This is a genomic window from Methylobacillus gramineus, assembly GCF_020532675.1.
Classification (GTDB): domain Bacteria; phylum Pseudomonadota; class Gammaproteobacteria; order Burkholderiales; family Methylophilaceae; genus Methylobacillus; species Methylobacillus gramineus.
In genome coordinates this window covers 498292-520788 of the sequence record NZ_JAJAVE010000001.1, presented here as the reverse complement: position 1 = coordinate 520788, position 22497 = coordinate 498292, and the positions used below count along the sequence as shown (strand labels likewise).

Here is a 22497-nt window from a genome sequence, read left to right as displayed (position 1 = left end):
TTAAAAATAATTCTCAACATCATTATCAAATGAGAATTTTTACATTCTATTTACATTCAATGTTGCTAGATTCAGCAAAAAAACAACACATTTAAAACAGGGATAGATTATTTGCCTGAACTTTGGGCTTGCTGGATTTTCTTCGGCGCATCTTTTTTGCAGGAATAAGCTGGTCTGGATGCAGTAACTCTTCGGCAAAAAGTGACTGCTGCACAGGAAACATATCTTCTTGCTGATGCCAATCCCGCAGCTCGGGCCTGAGCTCACAATCCACCCGGATATCCGCCTTAGGCACGCAACAACACGGTAGAATCTCATCTGAGGCAATAAATGCCAATGGCTGTTCCAGATAACGAATTTCACCATCAAGCAATCGCACCCGGCATATGCCGCAATACCCTCCCCGGCATTGGTACTCTACTTCGTGGCCAGTACGTTCAAGGCCATCCAGCAGAGTCTCATGCGGGGTTAGGCTAAAACTGATGTGCTGGCTGCGAACAACACTCACAGTTCAAAGTCGTTGAGATCGTCAGCTGAGACCTCCGAGTCGATCTGACCAATGAGGTATGAGCTCAACTCAACTTCCTGAGGTGCTACCTGAACCGTATCCGAGGCCAGCCAGGTATTGATCCATGGGATAGGATTGCTCTTGGCATTTTCAAATGCCGGTGGCAAGCCAACAGCGGCCATGCGGTTATTGGTGATGTGTTCGACGTATTGGCAGAGAATATCCTTGTTCAGGCCTATCATAGAACCATCCTTGAACAGGTATTCTGCCCACTTCTTCTCCTGGTTGGCAGCATCACGGAACATCTCAAAGCACTCTTGTTGCAGCTCAACGGCAATCTCCGCAAACTCGGCATCATCCTGGCCGGAGCGCATGATGTTGAGCATATGCTGCGTGCCGGTCAGGTGCAGGGCTTCGTCGCGGGCGATCAGGCGAATGATCTTGGCATTACCTTCCATCAGCTTGCGCTCGGCAAAAGCAAATGAACAGGCAAAACTCACATAGAAGCGGATAGCTTCCAGGATATTGACGTTCATCAGGCACAAATACAGCTGTTTCTTGAGCTGGCGCAGATTGACTGACTTGAGCTCGCCATTAATGATGTGCTCACCTTCGCCCAACTGTGAATACAGCATGGTCTGGTGAATAAGGTCATCATAATAGCCAGAAATATCCAGCGCGCGTGCCGTGATGTTCTCGTTGCGCACAATGTCATCAAAGATCACCGAGGGATCATTGACGATATTACGGATGATATGGGTATAAGAACGCGAGTGTATAGTTTCGGAAAACGCCCAGGTCTCAATCCAGGTTTCCAGCTCAGGCAGGGAAACCAGCGGCAGCAAGGCGACATTCGGGCTACGGCCCTGTATCGAGTCCAGCAGCGTCTGGTATTTCAGGTTGCTGATGAAAATGTGTTTCTCATGCTCAGGCAAGTTCTGGTAATCAGACCTATCCTGTGACACATCGACTTCCTCAGGGCGCCAGAAGAAGGAAAGCTGCTTTTCAATCAGTTTTTCAAAGACGGGGTATTTCTGCTGATCATACCGCGCAACATTGACTGGCTGACCGAAGAACATCGGCTCTTTTAACTGTTCGTTGTCGTTCTTGGAAAAAATGCTATACGCCATGGATTTTTTCTCTATCGTTCATTAAATGCATTACACAATGTCGTCCAGGACAGATGGCAGGCTTCCACCAGTCTCATACAACTGGCGGAAACGTGCACCTTGTCTTGTAGCGCTTAAATCTTGCACGCACCACCTGCGCAGTCATCTTCTGCCTCTGCATTTGAGCCATCGCTCGCCCCATCGCGGGTGTTGTGGTAGTAAAGCGTCTTGATACCCAGCTTGTACACCTGCAACAAGTCTTTCAGCAGTTGCTTCATCGGCACACGCCCACCTTCAAAGCGGGTTGGATCATAGTTGGTATTGGCCGAGATAGACTGGTCAACAAACTTCTGCATAACCCCAACCAATTTCAGATAACCTTCATTGTTAGGCATTTTCCACAACAGTTGATACTGGTCACGCAAGCGATCAATTTCTGGCACCACTTGACGCAAAATACCATCCTTGGATTGTTTGACTGAGACCAGACCACGTGGCGGTTCAATCCCATTGGTCGCATTGGCAATCTGACTGGAAGTCTCTGAGGGCATTAAGGCTGTCAGGGTCGAGTTTCTCAGGCCATGCGCCTGGATATCCTTGCGCAGGCTTTCCCAATCAAGTTGTAGCGGCTCACTGCACACCGCATCCAGATCCTTTTTGTAGGTATCGATTGGCAATATACCCTTGGCATAAGTGGTTTCCTGGAAAGCCTGGCATGGGCCAAACTCACGGGATAACTGCACTGATGCTTTCAACAGGTAATACTGGATGGCTTCAAAGGTGCGATGAGTCAACCCAAGTGCATCATTACTGGTGTAGTTGGTACCATTTTTTGCCAGGTAATAAGCATAGTTGATCACGCCAACACCCAGGGAGCGGCGTTTATCCGTGGCATTCAGCGCTGCTTTCACTGGATAATCCTGATACTCAAGCAAGGCATCCAGGGCGCGAACCACCAGGTCAGACAAGCCTTCCAGCTCATCCAGAGTCTCCAGGGCACCAAGATTGAATGCGGACAAGGTGCACAGGGCAATTTCACCCTCTGCATCATTGATGTCATTCAATGCCTTGGTCGGCAATGCAATTTCCATACACAGGTTGGACTGGCGTACAGGGGCCACCGCAGGGTCAAATGGGCTGTGCGTATTGCAATGATCGACGTTCTGAATATAGATACGACCAGTACCCGCACGTTCCTGCATCACCAGCGAGAACAGATCGACAGCAGGCAGGCTGCGCTTGCGGATGCTGTCATCCAGCTCATATTGCAAATAGAGACGCTCAAACTCGTCCTGGTCAGCAAAGAAGGCGTCATACAAGCCAGGGACATCATGCGGTGAGAACAAGGTAATGTTCTTGCCATTAATCAGGCGCTGATACATCAGGCGATTGATCTGCACACCATAATCCAGGTGACGCACACGGTTTTCTTCCACGCCGCGATTGTTCTTGAGCACCAGCAATGACTCCACTTCCAGGTGCCAGATTGGATAGAACAAGGTAGCCGCCCCGCCACGTACACCGCCCTGCGAGCAAGACTTCACTGCAGACTGGAACAGCTTGTAGAAAGGCAGGCAACCCGTATGCTGGGCCTCACCATTGCGAATTTCACTACCCAGGGCGCGGATACGTCCTGCATTCACGCCTATCCCTGCACGTTGGGATACATATTTCACAATCGCACTGGTAGTCGCATTGATACTATCCAGGCTGTCATCACACTCAATCAGTACGCATGAGCTGAACTGCCTAGTAGGTGTACGCACGCCAGACATGATGGGCGTTGGCAGGGAAATCTTGAAGGTAGAAACCGCATCATAAAAACGCTTGATGTAATCCAGGCGTGCCTTGCCTGTGTACTTGGCAAACAAGCACATAGCAACCAAGATGTACAAAAACTGTGGGCTCTCGTAAATTTTCTTCGATACCCGATTTTGCACGAGGTATTTACCCTCAAGCTGCTTGACCGCGGCGTAAGAAAAATTCATATCGCGCCAGTGATCAATATAGCCATTCAGCTCATCAAACTCTTCCTGAGTGTAATCCTTCAGGAGATGCTGGTCGTATTTACCCATCTCGGTGAGATGCGTCACATGGGCAAACAGGTGCGGCGGCTCAAACTGGCCATAAGCGATCTTGCGCAAGTGAAAAATAGACAGGCGCGCTGCCAGGTACTGATAGTCTGGTGTTTCTTCAGAAATCAGATCGGCGGCAGACTTTATAATCGTTTCGTGGATAGCATCGGTACGAATGCCATCATAAAACTGGATGTGGGAACGTAACTCCACCTGGGAAACCGACACATTATTCAGGCCCTGTGCTGCCCAATCAATCACGCGGTGAATTTTGTCGAGATTGATAGGCTCCAAGCGACCATCACGCTTGGTGGCTTTCATAGATTCGTACTTTGTCATTTATGGCTCCCAGTTCAGGAAGCAGGGTGCCTCAACACAGCGCATCAAGCCCAGGCCAAGCCTGGATCAAGCATCAATCTGACGAATATGCACCGGCTCAAGGCCAGCATTGCAAACAGCATGAAAGCGATACGCGCCAACACACCGTGCATCTGCCGAGAACACCCCGCCTCAAACGTTATGAAATTTATCTACAGCAGGTTTCCTGGCTTCCGGGTCATCGCAGATTGTCGGCCTTCCCAAGCCAATCAAGACAGACTCAGTGACCATCAGAGTTGGCAATCTGCTATCCGGTTACAGTTGCGGGGGCAGCTGCGGATTACAGCTTATCCCCTTGCACCGCATTCCCTTATTGTCGGCTTTTTGAATGAAAGTCGAACACCGTAGTGGCCTGAACTATACCCCAAGGAAATGGGGTTGTGTGAATTTAAAACCACTACATATTGATATATTGCAGGGTAAATTTCATATATATCGGATTTATAAGCATAAATTTTTTCATGATGAATAGGCAGATGAGGAACCATCAAATGCGCTTTGCCGTCCACCTGAACAGGCGATAAAATTGGTACTCAAATGAGCATAGATCCTCCTACCCCCATCACCCCTGATCCCGGCCGCGCAGAAGTTGATGCAATGCAAGGTGCGGTCGTACTGGAATTTGGTACTGGCTGGTGTGGTTATTGCCAGGCGGCGCAGCCTCTGATCAGGCAGGCACTGCCCTCTAACTCCAGCTTGCTGCATATCAGGATTGAAGATGGCAAAGGTAAACGCCTGGGCCGCAGTTTCAGCGTCAAACTCTGGCCTACCCTGATTTTCATGCGGGATGGCCTGGAGGTCTCCAGAGTCGTACGTCCTACGGATGCACTGACGATCAAACAGGCCCTGGCCACCATCCTGCCGCACAGTGAATAAAGCCGTGCAGTGAATGAATAAGACGGATAGAAAAATACCAGGACTAGCTGGTGAGTACTGGATTCACTTGTTATTAACAGTGAATCCAGCAAACCTTCAGGCAAATCCTGGCATTTGCAGACGCTATCAAGCGAACAATAGCTATATAGACTGATATTTCTGGCGCAAGGCTTTAGCCACAGTCACCATATTCTGTAATGCGGCACGCGTTTCTTCCCATGCACGGGTTTTCAGCCCGCAATCCGGGTTGATCCAGAGTTGTTCAACTGGCACTACCTCAACGGCACGCTGCATGAGCTTCTCGATTTCCTGCTCGGAAGGTACGCGTGGAGAGTGAATATCGTAAACACCCGGTCCAATCTCGTTCGGGTACTTGAACTCACCAAAACCATCCAGCAGCTCCATGTGTGATCGTGAAGTTTCTATCGTGATCACATCAGCATCCATGGCCGCAATGGCAGGCAGGATGTCGTTAAACTCTGAATAGCACATATGGGTGTGAATCTGCGTACTATCCTCTGCCACGCTTGCCGATAGTTTGAAGGCACGCACCGCCCAATCCAGATACTGCTTCCACTCAGCGCCTTGCAAGGGCAATCCCTCGCGGAAAGCAGGTTCATCAATCTGGATCACGGCAATCCCGGCCTGCTGCAAATCATCCACTTCATCGCGAATCGCCAATGCCAGTTGTAATGCCGTGATTTGACGCGGCTGGTCATCGCGTACAAATGACCATTGCAGCATAGTTACCGGGCCTGTCAGCATGCCCTTGACCGGGCGTGTTGTCAGCGATTGTGCATAACGTGCGGTTTCCACCGTCATGGCGACCGGGCGATACACATCCCCATAAATCACTGGTGGCTTCACGCAACGTGAACCATAACTCTGTACCCAGCCATGCTGGCTAAAGGCATATCCGGCCAATTGCTCACCAAAATACTCCACCATGTCGTTACGCTCTGCTTCGCCATGGACCAGCACATCAATATCCAATGCCTCCTGCTCCCGGATGGCATAGCTAATATGGTTTTCCATATCAGTTGCATACTGCGCTGCCGGAATCTCGCCCTTCTTGAACGCAGCACGACTGGCACGAATCTCAGCTGTTTGCGGGAAAGAGCCTATCGTTGTGGTGGGCAGCAAGGGCAGTTTTAGCCTTGCATGCTGGGCATGTTTACGCTCGGCAAACGGGTTCTGGCGCTCCTCATTGATCTCGCTCAACGCGGCCAATCTTGCATTTACAGCCGCAGAATGCACCCGTGGCGAGGCCTGGCGTGCGGCAATCGCAGTGCGGGATATGGCCAGCGCTTCCGCCACCACGCCCTCTCCCTCATTGATGGCCTTTACCAGCAGGTCAAGCTCTTCCAGTTTCTCATCGGCAAACGCCAACCAGGACTTCACCTCTGCATCCAGCTTCTCTTCATGCGCCAGGGTCACCGGGGTATGCAACAGGGAGCAACTGGAAGCCACCCACAAGCGATCCCCCAGTTTCTGTGCCAGCGGCTTGAGAATTTGCAGACTTTGATCCAGATCATTGCGCCAGATATTGCGGCCATCGACCACGCCCGCTGAGAGTACCCAGTGGCCAGGCAAAGCATTGAGCCAGGGAGCAAGCTGCTCAGGCGCACGTACCAGGTCGATATGCACCCCATCCACCGGCAGATTGGTGATGTAGCCCTGATAGCGCGCTACATTGGCAAAATATGTCGTCAACAACAGCTTGGGCCTGGAGGTGCGGAACCAGGCATACGCACGCTCAAATGCTTTCAACCATTCATCGCTCAAGTCCAGTGCAAAAATGGGCTCGTCAATCTGCACCCATTCAATCTTGCGATGATGCAGCTCTTTCAGTAAATGCGCATACTGCTCAGCAAGCTTGTCCAGTAGATCCAGTCGATTAATCCCCCTGGCCTTGCTCAGGTAGATAAAACTGACTGGACCAAGAATCACCGGCTTTACTGCCTTACTCAGCTTTTGCGCTTCATCCAGACGTGAGAGAAAGTCGTGCGCGTTGATGGAAAACTCAGTATCGGCATTCAATTCAGGGACAATATAGTGGTAATTGGTATCAAACCACTTGGTCATTTCCATGGCAGGTTGGGAGGCATTGCCGCGCGCCAATGCAAAGTAATCCTGCTCATTCAGTATCCCTGAGAAGCCAAAGCGAGATGGCGTGGCCCCAAACAGGATGGCATGATCCAGCACATGGTCGTAAAAGGTAAAATCAGCTGCGGTAACCAACCCCAGCCCCGCCTTTTGCTGTTTCTTCCAGTGTTGTTCGCGCAAGTCCTGCCCCACCTCCTGCAAGCCGGAGGCGCTCAGTGAGCCTTTCCAGAAAGATTCCTGGGCAAACTTCAGTGCGCGTTTTTCGCCAATGCGCGGATAGCCAAGGATGTGTGCAATTGCCATGATATGGTTCCTGATCAAAATAACGATGACGCATTGTCATGGATGCAAAAACTTTAAAAAAGCGAAAGTTTTTTTGATAGACTTGAATTAAATTCATATCACTCTTGCAGGGCAATGCCATCATGCTGGAAATCCGTCACCTGAAATCCCTGGTTGCCATTGCTGACACTGGTAAGCTCGCCCATGCGGCTGAGCGTGTGTTTCTCACGCAATCTGCACTCTCGCACCAGATCCGCGTGCTGGAAACCCATTACGCAATCACCCTGTTCCAGCGCACCGCCCACGGCATACGATTCACCCCTGCAGGTGACCGGCTATTACAGCTGGCGCGCGAAGTGCTTGAGGCACTGGATAAAACCGAGCGTGACCTGATACGCCTGAAAAGCGACCAGTCTGGTGAATTAAGGCTGGTGCTGGAATGCCACACCTGTTTTGACTGGCTCACCCCCGTAATGGATGCTTTCCGCCGTGCCTGGCCAGAAGTGGAGATTGATTTGGTCGCAGGCTTTCATAGCGATCCCTGGCACTTGTTGCATGAGGGCAAAGCCGACCTGGTGATTGGCAGCCTGCCAGAAAAACAGCGTGATCTGAGCCATATCCCGTTATTCAAGTTCGAGATCATGGCGGTTCTCCCGCCTGAACATGCCTTGCGCAACAAGCAGCGACTGCTGGCGGAAGACTTTTCCGGTGAAACGTTGATCACCTACCCGGTGCCGGAAGATCGTATAGACGTGATCAGGCAGGTGCTGAAACCTGAGAATATCCAGTTCACGCGCCGTACCAGCGAGCTGACAATTGCCATTATGCAACTGGTGGCCAGCCGTCGTGGGCTGGCGGCCCTGCCTAACTGGGGCATACAAAGCTACATCGAGCATGATTATGTGATTGCCAAGCCCATAGGCAAAAAAGGCCTGTGGTCCGAGCTGCATGCCATCGGTATGCCAGACACCATGGCCAAGCCTTATACCCGTGAACTGGCAAGAATTATCCGGGAAACCTGTGCCGAGAATCTGGCAGATATCAAGCTGCTTTAAATGTTGTTAGGCATGCTTGCTGACCAGTTTTCCACCATGAAATCGAGCATGGAACGCAAGGTCAATGGCATATGCTGGCGCGATTGATAGACCCCATATACGCCGAGCGAGCGTGGCTGGTAATCGGGCAGCAGCACCTGCAGCTCGCCACTCCTGATCAACGGGAATACCGCATGTACTGGTTGTAAAGTCACCCCGGCGCCGGCCACCGCAGCAGCCAGCAACACGGTGGAGTCATTGGCACTCAGGTTGCCGCTGACCGGCACCGTGTACTCTTGTGTCTGCCTGGTGAACGTCCACAGGCTTTTACCAAAATACGAATAGGTCAGGCAATTATGCAAAGCCAGGTCCTCTACCCCTTGAGGCTTGCCATGCCTGGCAATATAAGCAGGGGCTGCGCACACTACTGAGCTGCATGTACCAAGTGGCCGCGCAATCAGGCCCGGCGCAAGATTATTGGTAATACGGATGGCCAGATCAATACGCTCCTCCACCAGATTGACGGTATGGTTGCTGATGTGGAACTCGACCGCAGTGAAGGGATATTGTTGCAAGTAGCGGCTGACCATAGCCGCCAGGCCATACTGAGCGAGTGATTGTGCACAACTGATACGTAAGAGGCCGGTCGGGTCATGACCACTCTCCTCGAGCACATTCATGCCGGATGCAATGGCCAACATCTCGCGGCAGCGTGCTAGCGTTGCTGTGCCGGCCTCAGTCAATGTCAGCCTGCGTGTAGTGCGATGCAGCAAACGCACACCTGCCCATGTTTCCATCTGGGTCAAATATCGCGTCACCATGGCACGCGACATATCCATGACATGCGCGGCAGCCGTCATGCTGCCATGCTCGGCAATACACACAAACACCTCTGCCGCAATGACTCTATCCATGACTTGCTCGATTTATGCAACAAATAATTGCATTTTAGGTGATTTTTATATGCAAATAAACACTTTATGATGCAGCTCATTCCCCTCAAGAGACTCATATGCAATTCAAATACCCCATGTTGTTGGCCGGCATATTCATGACCAGCCTGATCAGCTTAAATGCCACAGCTGCGCCGCCATTGAAGCTGGAAGTATTTAACCCCGGTGAGCACAGCGTGTTTCCTGTCTCGTCCGAATTGATCAGTGGCAAACGCGACATCGTGCTGATAGATGCTCAGTTTCAACGCAATGACGCGAAAACCCTGGTCGAGAAAATCCGCCGGTCGGGCAAACACCTGACCACCATTTACATCAGCCATAGCGACCCGGATTATTACTTCGGCCTGGATGTGTTACATGCCGCTTTCCCCCAGGCAAAAATTCTAGCGACCACTCAAACCGTCGCTGCCATCAAGGCCAGCAGTCCAGGAAAACTGGCTTACTGGGGACCGCAACTAGGAAAAAATGCTCCGCAATCACTGGTGATCCCGGAGGCACTGCATGATGACCACCTCACGCTGGAGGGGCAGTCCTTGCAGATCAAGGGGCTGGATGGCCCTGCGCCAGATCGCAGCTATGTGTGGATTCCATCACTGAAAGCAATTGTAGGTGGAGTGGTGATTTCCAGTGGCATCCACGTCTGGATTGCAGACACTCAAACCACTACTTCGCGCCAATACTGGCTAGCGGCATTGGATGAGATTGCTGCCTTAAAGCCAGCCACTATCATCCCTGGACATTACCTAGGCAAAGCGCCACCAGGATTGGACGCCTTGCACTTCACCCAGCAATACCTGCACACCTTTGAACTGGCGGTCAGTAACAGTGCAAACTCAGCGGAACTGATCCAGACAATGCAACAACAATACCCTGGCCTTGAAGAACCTTCAGCACTGGAGCTGGGCGCGAAAGTGGTCAAGGGCGAAATGAAGTGGCCAGCGGAATAAACCACATGAACCGCGCTACCTTGCATTACATTTTTGATCCATTCTGCGGATGGTGTTATGCCGCTGCACCTTTAATCGAAGCGGCAAGCACTATCCCGGAACTCAGTATCAGCCTGCATGGTGGCGGTATGCTGAGTGGCAGCAATCGCCGCCTTGTTAGTCCGTCCTGGCGTAACCATGTCATACCGCACGACCGACGCATTGCCGCACTCAGTGGTCAGATATTCGGGGATGCTTATTTTAACCAGTTACTCAACGACTACACCATTGTGCTGGACTCCAGCCCGCCAATCACGGCCATTCTATGCGCCCAGGCAATGCAAGGTCTTGGGCTGGAAATGCTGCACAAGATACAAAGCGCGTATTACCAGCATGGTCAGAAAATTGCCGAGCCTTTTGTCCTGCTCGCGTTGGCAGGCAAACTAGGTTTGGATCAGGTTCACTTTGGGCAGCTGTTTGAGCAAGCCTCATTATCAACCACCAGCCAGCATATTGCCGAAAGCCAAGCATTGCTCGCACAATCAGGAGGAAGTGGATTTCCCTGTTTTATATTGGCAATACCAGGACACCCCTGGCAACAGCTGGATGTCAGTCCGTATCTGGGTAAAGTACAGGCATGGCGGGATTTTGTGCAGGATCAGCTCGCCATTGTCCATAGGACTAACAAAACCACACTATCCGGAAACCTGGCATCTTAGATAGTCTGATCCAGCGTAATGGGCGCCAATCTCCCACCCATTAGGCTGCATGACCTGCCTTAGGACAAATCGATTTTCCGGCCTTCCGCCGCAGACTGCATGGCCGCCACAATGGCCTTGCAGTTATGACGTGCGTCTTCCAGGCTGAGGAAAGGAGCTTTGCCATTGAGGACACAATCGCTGAAATGTTCGATTTCAAGGATGAAATGATTGCTGGCTGGCAAACGCTCTTCCCAGAAACGGCCATCCTCGGTCCACCAGCTGATCACCGGCACATCCCCCGCCTGCTGCCAGACGGTATGGCACTTGAGACCACCCTTGCTACCCGTTACCTGGTATTCAGAACGGCGCGAACATTCAAAACTGATATCAAAATGGCCATGCTTGCCATCGCCAAAATCAAATACGCCACTGGTGGCAATATCCGCGCCACTTTCGGTATATTTGGCAAGAGCTGTCACACTGACTGGCTCGTTATCAAAACAGCTGCGCAGGGAATGAATGGCATATGGACCGATATCCCACATGGCACCACCACCATTGTCCACATCTTTTTCCAGGCGATACATGCGAGCAGGTTTCATGATGAAGGAGTAGCTGGCGCGTACAAACTTCACATCCCCAATCACCCCTGAACGTATCAATTCCTGCGCGCGGGCATACTGTGGATGGAAGGTATACATAAAGCCTTCCATCACCGTAACCTTGTGCTCCTTGGCCGCGGCAGTGATGGCATCCACATCCTCGACCCTCAATGCCAGCGGTTTCTCGATCAGTACATGCTTGCCCTGGCGGATAGCCTTGAGCGCCCATTCCGCATGCTCATGATTGGCCATGGGCAAATAGACCGCCTCAACCTGGCTATCAGCCAGCAGGGCGTCCATCTCGTCATAACAATGAACACCTGTGATCCCTGGCGCATGTTTTTGCAAAGTGGCCGCTGCCGCACCTGGCCGGCGGCTGGCTATTGCCACCAGCTCGGCATTAGCGGCATCCACAATGGCGGGTAACAAACGTTCATTGACACGGGCAGCGCCCAGTATGCCCCAGCGCAGTTTCTTTTCCTGACTCATGTGGCTATGCCTCCTATCCAAGTTAAATGACAATCTCTATTCAATGCTAACCGCCTTATTGCTAAGGTTGGGTTCCTGGGAATCCAGGAATCAGCTCGGTATCCTCCACCTGCGGCGCTTTTGTCAGCACCACATGGCTCAACAAACTGGGCGATGCAAACCCATCCGCGGGCAAACCATGGGCCAATTGGTAATCCCGAATAGCTGTCTGTGTCTTGGGACCAGGCAAGCCATCGGCGGTACCGGCATCAAAACCCAGCCCTGTAAGCTGCTCTTGCAACTGCTTGATCTGCGCGATGCTGACAGGCGATTGCTCGGCCTCCTGCCCTCCTGCGATCGGCTTGCCGCCTACCAGGCGATTCGCCAGGCCACCAACTGCCAGCGCATAGTTGGTGGATCGGTTCCATTTCATCACGACATAAAAATTATCAAATACCATAAAGGCAGGCCCACGCCAGCCTTGCGGCAATACGATGGAGGCATGGTTACTCCCTGGCGGCATGGTTTCGGCATTCATGGTGCGCACGCCGCGCTCCATCCACTCCGTCACCGTTAACTGATGCCCCGCCTGTGCGTCCTCCCAGGCAAAGCCGGGGGGCAACTGCACCTCCACCATGACCGGTTCACCCGGTTTCCACCCGATGGACTGCAGATAATGACCCGCAGAATACATGGCGTCCGGGATCGACTGCCATACATTGATCCTGCCATCGCCATCGCCGTCCACCGCATAAGCACGGAAAGTCGAAGGCATGAATTGCATATGCCCAACAGCACCAGCCCACGAACCCAGCATATCCCGTGCGGCAACATGCCCACCATCCAGAATACGCAACGCATCCAGCAACTGGCTGCGGAAGAACTCGCGGCGGCGACCTTCATAAGCCAGCGTTGCCAGCGCAATCGGTGTTTCAAAACTGCCCAGGGTCTGGCCATAATTGGTTTCAAGTCCCCAGAACGACACCAGCACCTCTGGAGGCACACCATATTGCTTCTCTACTGCCAGCAATAATTCGCGATGTTCTTGCAGCAACTGCTGACCGCGATTGACCTGACGTGTCGTAATACGACGGTTGATATAAGCGGCGAACGTCTGCACAAACTCCGGCTGTGACTGATCCAGCTCCACGACACGCTCAATAAGTTGAGCACCGGCCAATGCAGCCTGCAAGCTAGCCTCAGAAATGCCTTTTGTAAGGGCATCACGGCTGAAATCCTGCACCCATTCGGTAAAACTTTGTTCGGCAGCCTGACTAAATGGGCTGACCACCAGGCTGGCAACAAACAACCATGCCATTGAACGGCGAACCATCACCAACATCTCCTCCATGGTTTGGCCTTCTCGAGGCCTGAGCCAATAATTAAATGATGCAACATGTTTTTTTCAGTGCAGATAAATACAACAAACCAGATCAACACACCTAGGGAAATTCTAACAAACATTGCCCCAAGTCACTGTAGGTCAATGCCACTGAGGCTGAAAATGAACCAATACAAACATAAAAAGGGTTGTGCCATTACGGATAACAACCCTTTTCACAAGCATATTTAGAGAGGCTCACAAAATTCAGTGAAGCGATCCTGACCAGACGTTTTGCCAGAGGGAATCAAAGTTACGGCAAGGCAAAGCAACAATGCCAGGAGAGTTTTGTAGCCGTGCCTAGAACCCCCATCTCAGCTTGAGCGATGCAGTCTGCATGAGGAAGTCTGATCGATATTCGGCATCATAACGCGCCTGGAGTTCTACACTTTCAGTGAGACTGCGTGATAATCCTAACCCACCCCGCAGAAGCCAGGGACTCTGATTAAGGCCGGGCGTGGTAAATGCTGTCGCAGACGCTCCCACATAAACTGCTGAAACGCCTGAATGATCATGAATCACGTCATAGCCTGCACCTGCATTGGCCGTCAATTGATAGCCTTGCTGAGTGGTATGTATAAACTTGCCATCCATACTCAGGATCAATGCTTCGCTGGTATTGCGCTGTACCTTGAGATTGAGCACATCGGCTCCTCTCTCCGTATAGCCTTCGTCAAAAATCCTGAGGTAGTCTGCCCGTACCGAAGGAATAAAACTGGAATGTTCAGTCAGTCCAATCTGGTGATTCAGCCCGATGCCCACATTCGCCGTCTGACTGTCATAACTTGATTTGGCAACACTGTTGGCAAACAGGATGTCGCGCTTGCCTTTGTTACGGTTCTGTCCAATACCTAACTGAAAGTCCAGCCAGGTATCGTCAGCAACATCATAACTCCCATATCCTGTGAGCTGATACACCTGGATATTAGCTTGATTGGTTTCAGCACTGCCATTGCCATCGACACTGGCACGCGCATAGGCGAATGCAACACCCAGGCGCGTATTTGCCTTGGGTTCAGCATCTGCACCAATCGCAATCCCATAAGTTTCTGCGTCATAGCCTGCATTACCTTTACGCTGATCCTGATCTGCATTGCTGCCAAAACTTTTCAGCCAGAAATGGCGATCTCCCAGAAAGTCATCACCTGAAGCCGCACCGCGCAAATTACTCGTGCGTGCCTGGATCAGTCGACCAATCTGATTCTGCGTACTAAAGCTGGTTTGCTGCATGCTCCCCTGCATATTGGGCAAGGTCTGGCTTACTGCATCGGCCACTGCCTGGGTACCATTCACTGGTACAAACAAGCTCGCAATGGTGCTGCCTGGGTTTTCTGCAATCAGGCGGTCAAGCACACGGGCCGCATTGGTGCCTGCGCGAGAGCCTGATGATTGCACGGCATCATAAACCCCACTTGTGCCTGCTGCCGCCATCACCAAATCAAACCCGATGTTGGTGTATTGCGGGGTGAAATTAAACAAGGTTGAGTTGTCACTGACGCTGGTGAACTCGCCAGTGCGAGATTGCCCCGCCACCACATTCGCCAGCAAACCATTGCTATAGCTATTCGCACTGGTCACGCTGGCAGCATCAACCAACAAACTCCCTCCCAGAGTCACTGTGCCAGTCACACTGAGCTTGCCATACGTTGTATCGGTCACTCTGGTCACCAAGGTATTCGTCGTCTCGAAGTTACCATTGACGATAGCGGTATCCAGGCTATTCTCGGCAAGCTTTAATGTGCCATTGTTCACCAAGCTAGTCACGGTAAAACGCTCATCCCCCACCAGGCTATAGCTAGCCCCGGACATGACACGCATGGTATAGCCAGATGCCAACACAGCCCCATCAAAACGCGCAGTATCATTACCCTCAACCTGGATTTCACCAGTGAGGGTTGGTTTGTCTATGTTGATGCTATTAACACCACCAGAAATAATGCCACTATTGACGATATTGCCTACCTGGCTGTCAGACGCGATGTAAATACCATCATTATTGTTGCCTGTGATCGTGCCACTATTGGAAATGTCGCCTATCGTACTGCCGGAAGAAGCATAAATGCCGTAGTTGCCACCAGCGATTGTGTCGCTGTTGGTAATGTGGCCAATTCCACCACCAAAGTCGGCAGCGATTGCATAATCTCCACCTTCTATAGTGCCACTATTGTGAATATCGCCAATACTATTAGAGAAGACGGCAATGCCCTTTCCAGCGCCATTGATATGGCCGCTGTTGATAATACTCCCGACCATATTTCCATTGACTTCAATGGCATCGCCCCCTGCCGTCACAACGCCTGTCACTGTCAGGTCATAAGTGCCCGCCCCTAGAGTGCAGGGACCAGTTTCTGCGGTACTAATGATGGTGGCTGAATTGATGGTGCCGCAACTGGCTTGAGCCGTCACTGCCCCAAAAATCCCTAATGTCGCCATGACGGCAACCACAATCTGGCGAGGCGGATTACCTAATTGACGGTGCCTCTTACTTTTAAACGTTATCGCAGGCATTACCTGATTGGCATGCGTGCCAGCGAGCGGCAAACCCTGATGAAGTGAAGCGCGTCCCATAATTTCCCTTAATATTCTTTAAATAATTTTTAATAGAGCCACTTCAGATGAATCAGTACTCAGAAAATCCATCGCTGGTACAAAGATTTAAATACCATGCCAGCGACTAGCTTGATGATCACTGCTTCAGTTTAAATCCTGCCAGATTTTATCAAGGCGCTTGGCTGACACCGGAAACGGCGTTTTCAGCTCCTGGGCAAACAGCGAGACACGCAACTCCTCAATCAGCCAGCGATACTCTGCCAAAGCAGGTGGTACGTCATGACTTGCCTTGCGCAGGGCCAGCACGTGTGACTCCCAGCGCTCCCATATCTGTTGCACGGACTGTGCACTGCGCGCATCACGTTCCGCACTACCCTGATATTTATCCAGGCGCAGGCGCAGGGCCTTGAGGTAACGTGGTACATGCTGCAATGTCTCCCAAGGCGTCACACTGAAAAATCGCTTGGGCAACAACAGGCCGAGCTGGGTTTCCACTTCCTTCTTCACCCTAGCCAGGCTGCCTGGCACCCCGTTCAACTTTTGCATCAACTGGGTATATTCCACCGCAATAGCTGTCGCCAGGCGACCTGCACCCTCCACCACAGCAGGCAGGCGCGTTCTGGCACGTGTTTTCAGTGCCATGAAGGCCTGGTTGTTGCGCGGCAGCTCATCCTCGCCAATAAAAGCACGGTCGGTAATGGCGACCAGCATATCCTCACGCAATTCATCGGGATTCATGATGTTTCTCAATTGCAGGGCGTATTGATTAAACCCTGGCAGGCCTTTTTCCAGCTGCTTGATTTGCTCTTTCAATTCAAAACGCATTAATCGCCTTACCCCGGCCCTATGCGAAACCAAGGCTGTATTCTCTGTATCAAACAGCTTGATTGAAACGCTGTCACTGTTGTCTTCCAGCGCCGGGTAACCGGTCAGCTGGCGACCATCGCGACTAAAGCTCAGGGTTTGTGGCAGATCGCCAAAATCCCACTGCTTGATCCCTGCTTTTTCAATGCTGGGAGAAGTGCTGCGGAACGTCAGTTGCGCGGCCTGGCCAAGTTGTGTCTTGAGAGCATGCCAATCCCGGCCCATTCCCAGCTCACGATTTTTTTCATCGACGATACGGAAATTCATGTAGAGATGAGCATCCAGTGTATCTGCCGCCCAGTCGCTGAGGCTAAGCTTGAGCCCAGTGCGTTGCTGGACATAGGCCGCCAATACAGGCAACAAGGCATCCGACTTATTGCTCGCCTGCTGAAGAAAACCCGTGACAAAATCCGGCACCGGCACACAGACCCGACGCAGTGTTTTGGGCAACGCCTTGATCAAGGCAGTGACTTTCTCGCGGATCATGCCTGGCACCAGCCATTCAGCTTGTTCAGGACTTAATTGATTCAGTAGCGCCAGCGGCACTGTCGCCGTGACGCCGTCGAGCAGATGCCCTGGCTCAAAACGATATTTGAGCGGCAACTTGACGCCATCCACCTCAATACTCTCGGGAAACTGTACTTCGGTAATGCCAGCTGCACCATGCCGCATCAAGTGCTCACGCGTCAAATAGAGCAAACGTGGGTTTTCTTGCTCAGCGGCTTCACGCCACTTTTCGAAGCCTGCTCCATTGATGGTGTCTTGCGGCAGAATTCCATCATAAAAAGCAAACAGGGTGTGTTCATCCACCAGCACATCCTGCCTTCTGGCTTTATGTTCCAATTCCTCAATTTCCGCGATCAAGCGTTGATTGGCACCGAAGAATGCGGCCCTGGTATCAAACTCCATATTGGCCAGCGCTTCGCGGATAAAAATCTCGCGCGACTCCTGCGCATTCACCGGGCCGTAATGCACACGCCGCCGTGGAATGACTGTCAGCCCATACAAACTGACACGCTCCCAGGCCACCACCTGCGCGGGCTTTCTATCCCAGCGCGGGTCACTGTAATGGCTTTGGGTCAGCCCGCGCGCCAGTGGCTCTATCCAGTCAGGCTCTATGCGTGCCACGCAACGGGCATAGAGCTTGGTGGTTTCCATCAGTTCCGCTGCCATCACCCACTTTGGCCTGGCCTTCTTCAAGGTGGATCCTGGTGCAACGTGGAAGCGAATGCCGCGCGCACCCTGATAACTATCAGCGTCGCCATCCTTGAAGCCGATATTGCCCAACAAGCCTGACAACAGGGCACGATGGACCTGCTCATAACTGGCAGGCTCATCATTAAATTGCAGTTCAAGGTCTTCCGCAATTTCCTTTAATTGCATATGCAGCTCGCGCCACTCCTTGAGCCTGAGGAAAGACAGATAATTGGCATGGCATTTGTTGAGCAGGTCTTTATTGGATTTCTTGGCCTTGAGCGCCTCCTCGTAGAATTCCCATAACTTGAGGAAGCCCATGAAGTCCGAATGCTCAATCGCAAATTTGGCATGTGCCTGGTCAGCCGCTTCGCGCTTATCCATGGGACGCTCACGCGGATCCTGTATTGCCAGCGCGCTGGCAATAATAAGGATTTCACGTGTACAGCCTTGTTTCTTAGCCTCCAGTATCATGCGGCTCACACGCGGATCTAATGGCAGCCGGGCCAGCTGCCGCCCGATCTCGGTGATATTGCGATCACTGTCTACCGCCCCCAGTTCCTGCAACAGCAGATAGCCATCAGCAATGTATCGAGAGCTTGGCGCTTCAATAAAAGGAAAATCCTGCACATCACCCAGCTTGAGCGCCGCCATGCGCAGGATGACAGCAGCCAGCGATGATCTCAGGATTTCAGGGTCAGTAAACGCCGGACGGTGATTGAAGTCCTGCTCGTCATACAGGCGTACACAGATACCACTGGAAACCCGGCCACAACGACCTGCGCGCTGACGAGCCGCGGCCTGGGATATTTTCTCGATTTGTAACTGCTCAACCTTGGCACGGGCGCTATAGCGGCTAACTCGCGCCAATCCGGTATCAATCACATATTTAATGCCTGGCACCGTTAATGAGGTCTCGGCCACATTGGTCGCCAGCACAATACGCCGACCGCCGTTGGTACGGAATATCTTCTGCTGGTCTTCAATCGACAAGCGGGCAAACAATGGCAACACCTCAACATGTCTCAATCTGGGTGATCTTGCCTGGTGCTTGCGCAAATGGTCTGCCGTGTCACGAATTTCACGCTCACCTGGCAGGAAAACCAGGATATCGCCTTCACCTTCGCGCAACAGGTCTTCTGCCACATCAAGTATGGCATCTTCCATTGCCTCTTCAACGTCATCCTCTTCCAGCCAGCGTGACGCTTCCCTTGGCTTGCGCTGTACCCCCATCACATCCTGGCCCAGCAGCTCCACATCACCATCATCCAGCCATTTACGTATGGAGGGATCGACATTGCCTGCCTTGCGCCGGAACTCCTGTTCCTGCGCCGTCATGACAGGCATTTCCGCTGCAGGCTTGGTGGCTACAGATGCAGGCACAGCCTTGGCTGGCATGGAAGAACGCTTGGCTCCCAGGGCCCGATAGCGCACTTCTACCGGGTAAGTGCGCCCGGAAACTTCAATCACTGGCGCACCATTAAAATGACGCGAGAAGCGTTCAGCATCTATCGTAGCCGAGGTGACGATCACCTTCAGGTCTGGGCGCCGAGGCAATAACTGCTTGAGATATCCAAGCAAAAAATCAATGTTCAGGCTGCGCTCATGCGCTTCGTCAATAATGATCGTGTCATAGACATTGAGAAACCGATCCCCCTGCGTCTCAGCAAGCAGGATGCCATCGGTCATCAGCTTGATATAACTGGTTTCAGAAAGCTTGTCATTGAACCTGACCTTGTAACCCACCGCCTGGCCCAAAGGAGAAGCAAGCTCCTGAGCAATGCGCGAAGCTACTGAGCGTGCTGCAATACGCCGTGGCTGGGTATGTCCAATCAGTCCATTCACGCCACGCCCCAGTGTCAGGCATATCTTGGGCAACTGCGTGGTCTTGCCAGAACCGGTTTCACCACAGACGATCACCACCTGATGCTTGGCAATCGCAGCCGCAATCTCGTCGCGACGGCCACTCACCGGCAAATCGTCAGGGAAATCAGGCTTGGGAAGATGGTCACGACGCGCCTGCAGCCTGCGCGCAGAATCCTGTATCTTGCCAGCGATTTCTGCCAGGGATTTTTCTACAGACTTGCCTTGCCCCAGCATGGCGGAGGTCTGCTGCAACCGGCGTTTGAGAAAGAAGCGATCAACCAGCAAACATTCAGGAAGTTGCGCCTCTAAACGTGAAATCATTTGGCGCGGGGAAATAGGATTAGATGTACTCATAGATTGGCGGGAATTTTAGCATGGCTACTATGCTTTCCTCTCTATTCCAATAGTCATAAAGCACTATCGAAATCGCACTCTCAATTTCAGTAACCATGGATATACTTTGCTAACACATGCAAATAAATATCAATAACAATTTAGAACATCGATTACCTATCAGATTTAGGGGAGAAATATTAATGAAACTTGCACAGCTATTGGTTATTACAGGACTTTTTTCCACAACCACCTTGCTCCAAGCAGCACCACAATACTCACTCACCACGCTCGGGCCACTTAACGGATACTCTGAAAGCTTTGCCGCCAGCATCAATAACCATGGGCAAGTGACAGGCCATAGTGATCTTGGAGACTATAGCGTCAGGAACCTTGCCACCTTATGGAGTAATGGAACGACATCTGCCATTACAGGTGGCCTAGGCAAATACAGCACAGCAATATCTCTCAATGATCATGGACAGGTAGTTGGAACGAGTTACACTCAATCAAGATTTTATCAAACAGCACCCACTCCATCATATTACGATGGGCATGCAACACTATGGCAAAACGGCAAAGCTACCACATTGCCTGCGCTATCAGGGCAATATGCTCATGCCAATGACATTAACAATAATGGTCAAGTCATCGGCTGGAGCCTTGATACACAAAACCAGACCATTGCCACGGTATGGAACAACAACACGCCCACGGCGCTGACCAGTCAGGATGGCTACCGCAGCGAAGCTAATGCCATCAACGATAACGACAATATTGTGGGCACACTCTATCAAGGCTTCGCTAGTAACGCCGTGTTCTGGAATAGCAGCAATCAGCTTTTGATTCTAGGTAGCATCGGAGGCAATGGTGGTAGTGAAGCTTTCGCCATCAATAATCACGACATTATTGTTGGCTGGAGCTCTTCCTTAGATGGCAGACAACACGCAACACTCTGGGATAATGGACAGGCGATTGACTTGGGCAGGCTCAATGGCTATGCCAGCTATGCTTATGGCGTCAATAATCTAGGCAATGTCGTAGGTAGTTTTATTGGCGATCACGAGGGTATCTGGGACGAATATGCCATCCTGTGGAAAAATGGCAGTGCCATTAATCTCAACTCATTAATTGACCGTGCATCCGGTATCACCCTAGTTTCAGCTTACGACATTAATGACCAAGGTTGGATCATTGCTCAGGGAAAAGATGCCAACGACAATTACAGCGCCTACCTACTCGCCCCTGTGCCCGAGCCTGAAACCTATGCCTTGCTACTTGTTGGCCTAGGTCTTATTAACATATTGAGCCGTAACGCCCGGGCTACCAATGCCTGAGTAGCAATGTGCTCTTAAAAGCCCTGCTCTGGTGAGAAGGGCTTTTCTTTAGTCATATACCTTCACTAACTACAAATTAAACATCTGTTTTACTAGCACTATAAACCTTCACAATTCCAAAATCACCCATCTATTTCTTGTATTCTCTGGCCTAGACCTGACTAGCAACTTGGCAAAATTAGAAATCCGCATCGGCACCTCCTTGATCATTGCTCAAGATATTAAGAAGGTATAAATTGGTTGCAAGGTACCGGATAGCAATCAGCGTATTTACAGGCTGGCACACAGCAAGATACTCGCACCGTGACCGCTCAATACCACTTGCCGATTTGATCTACAGCCCGGTCGAGAAAAGTTACGCTGCAGAGTTTGTGTCAACTTCCCCACGAAGGGCTGAAAGTTTTCCTGCGAGAAAATCATCATATCCTTTTTGCACCAGGTCATAGGTCTTGGCTATTCCAGAGGCAATCGTGCTGTTTTCTCCCAGCACATTTAAACCTGTCAGAATATCCTTGGCTTCACCATATCCCTTTTCAAAACCACCTCGAATCAGGGCTACAAACTCTTTAGCCACGGCCTCGGGATCTTTATCTGGATAGCGTGCAGCATAGGCATCGAAGAAGCCGGTTGACAAGGACAGGATGCGCGATGCTGTGGCTTCTGCACTGTTATCTTGCCCCATTGCATTCTGAATGGCATTTGGCCCTAATTCCGGAGCCAACGCAGTATTCAACTGCTCAATAGCTGAACGGTAAAGCAAGGCCAGGCCATCATTACCGGACTGGATGGACACCTGCAATGAAGCCTGAAGAATCTGTCCGTTGAGTGCAGCTTTCTGCTGTTCAGGACGAAGCTCGGCCTTTTTCTTTGCTTCACTCAAAGCCTCACTGGCTGGAGCATTCACAGCTGGCGTGGTTGTCACTGCCGTCAAGCCGTTATTAGTTGCCACCATCA

General features: G+C 51.5%; 15 protein-coding genes and 1 riboswitch. Of the genes, 5 read left to right on the top strand and 10 right to left on the bottom strand.

What is annotated here, in order from left to right; all coding sequences use genetic code 11:
* Positions 1 to 91: 91 nt before the first annotated feature.
* The 3 genes from yfaE to nrdA form a co-directional block, all read right to left on the bottom strand.
* Complete coding sequence (gene yfaE, locus LG201_RS02465) at positions 92 to 508, bottom strand: class I ribonucleotide reductase maintenance protein YfaE (protein WP_226770590.1); 417 nt, start codon at positions 506 to 508, stop codon at positions 92 to 94.
* On the bottom strand, positions 505 to 1638 hold the full coding sequence (gene nrdB, locus LG201_RS02460) for a class Ia ribonucleoside-diphosphate reductase subunit beta (RefSeq protein ID WP_226770589.1): 1134 nt from the start codon (positions 1636 to 1638) through the stop codon (positions 505 to 507). Before nrdB ends, yfaE begins: the two co-directional genes overlap by 4 nt.
* A gap of 113 nt (positions 1639 to 1751) precedes the next feature.
* Complete coding sequence (gene nrdA / locus LG201_RS02455; protein WP_226770588.1) at positions 1752 to 4031, bottom strand: class 1a ribonucleoside-diphosphate reductase subunit alpha; 2280 nt, start codon at positions 4029 to 4031, stop codon at positions 1752 to 1754.
* A gap of 178 nt (positions 4032 to 4209) precedes the next feature.
* Positions 4210 to 4432, bottom strand: a riboswitch (cobalamin riboswitch).
* Positions 4433 to 4607: 175 nt separating this feature from the next.
* Here nrdA and LG201_RS02450 point away from each other — a divergent pair.
* The gene (locus LG201_RS02450; RefSeq protein WP_226770587.1) at positions 4608 to 4946 is read left to right on the top strand and encodes a thioredoxin family protein; all 339 of its coding nucleotides are present in this window, start codon (positions 4608 to 4610) and stop codon (positions 4944 to 4946) included.
* A gap of 141 nt (positions 4947 to 5087) precedes the next feature.
* Here the strand turns inward: LG201_RS02450 and metE are convergent, their stop codons facing one another.
* On the bottom strand, positions 5088 to 7355 hold the full coding sequence (metE, locus tag LG201_RS02445) for a 5-methyltetrahydropteroyltriglutamate--homocysteine S-methyltransferase (protein ID WP_226770586.1): 2268 nt from the start codon (positions 7353 to 7355) through the stop codon (positions 5088 to 5090).
* 122 nt (positions 7356 to 7477) lie between these two features.
* Here metE and LG201_RS02440 point away from each other — a divergent pair, with 122 nt between their 5' ends.
* A complete protein-coding gene (locus LG201_RS02440; protein WP_226770585.1) occupies positions 7478 to 8389 on the top strand; it encodes a LysR family transcriptional regulator in 912 nt (303 codons plus the stop codon).
* On the opposite strand, the gene LG201_RS02435 is transcribed toward LG201_RS02440, so the two are convergent.
* Complete coding sequence (locus LG201_RS02435) at positions 8386 to 9282, bottom strand: LysR family transcriptional regulator (RefSeq protein ID WP_226770584.1); 897 nt, start codon at positions 9280 to 9282, stop codon at positions 8386 to 8388. The two genes, LG201_RS02440 and LG201_RS02435, sit on opposite strands and share 4 nt — an antisense overlap.
* A gap of 98 nt (positions 9283 to 9380) precedes the next feature.
* Between LG201_RS02435 and LG201_RS02430 the strand changes: the two genes are divergently transcribed.
* Both LG201_RS02430 and LG201_RS02425 read left to right on the top strand, forming a co-directional pair.
* Positions 9381 to 10268 carry an MBL fold metallo-hydrolase gene (locus LG201_RS02430; protein ID WP_226770583.1) on the top strand — a complete coding sequence of 296 codons (888 nt, stop codon included), beginning with the start codon at positions 9381 to 9383 and terminating at the stop codon, positions 10266 to 10268.
* A 5-nt stretch (positions 10269 to 10273) separates the two neighbouring features.
* Entirely contained in the window at positions 10274 to 10966 is a 693-nt protein-coding gene (locus LG201_RS02425) for a DsbA family protein (RefSeq protein ID WP_226770582.1), read from the top strand.
* 59 nt (positions 10967 to 11025) lie between these two features.
* Here the strand turns inward: LG201_RS02425 and LG201_RS02420 are convergent, their stop codons facing one another.
* From LG201_RS02420 to hrpA, 4 genes are all read right to left on the bottom strand, one after another.
* Positions 11026 to 12039 carry a Gfo/Idh/MocA family protein gene (locus LG201_RS02420; protein WP_226770581.1) on the bottom strand — a complete coding sequence of 338 codons (1014 nt, stop codon included), beginning with the start codon at positions 12037 to 12039 and terminating at the stop codon, positions 11026 to 11028.
* 61 nt (positions 12040 to 12100) lie between these two features.
* Complete coding sequence (locus LG201_RS02415; RefSeq protein WP_226770580.1) at positions 12101 to 13351, bottom strand: lytic murein transglycosylase; 1251 nt, start codon at positions 13349 to 13351, stop codon at positions 12101 to 12103.
* Between the two features lie 348 nt (positions 13352 to 13699).
* The gene (locus tag LG201_RS02410) at positions 13700 to 15967 is read right to left on the bottom strand and encodes an autotransporter family protein (protein WP_226770579.1); all 2268 of its coding nucleotides are present in this window, start codon (positions 15965 to 15967) and stop codon (positions 13700 to 13702) included.
* A gap of 126 nt (positions 15968 to 16093) precedes the next feature.
* Positions 16094 to 20227 carry an ATP-dependent RNA helicase HrpA gene (gene hrpA / locus LG201_RS02405; protein ID WP_404809709.1) on the bottom strand — a complete coding sequence of 1378 codons (4134 nt, stop codon included), beginning with the start codon at positions 20225 to 20227 and terminating at the stop codon, positions 16094 to 16096.
* Positions 20228 to 20409: 182 nt separating this feature from the next.
* Here hrpA and LG201_RS02400 point away from each other — a divergent pair, with 182 nt between their 5' ends.
* Entirely contained in the window at positions 20410 to 21543 is a 1134-nt protein-coding gene (locus tag LG201_RS02400) for a PEP-CTERM sorting domain-containing protein (protein WP_226770578.1), read from the top strand.
* A 355-nt stretch (positions 21544 to 21898) separates the two neighbouring features.
* Here the strand turns inward: LG201_RS02400 and LG201_RS02395 are convergent, their stop codons facing one another.
* On the bottom strand, positions 21899 to 22495 hold the full coding sequence (locus tag LG201_RS02395; RefSeq protein ID WP_226770577.1) for a DUF5610 domain-containing protein: 597 nt from the start codon (positions 22493 to 22495) through the stop codon (positions 21899 to 21901).
* Positions 22496 to 22497 lie beyond the last annotated feature (2 nt).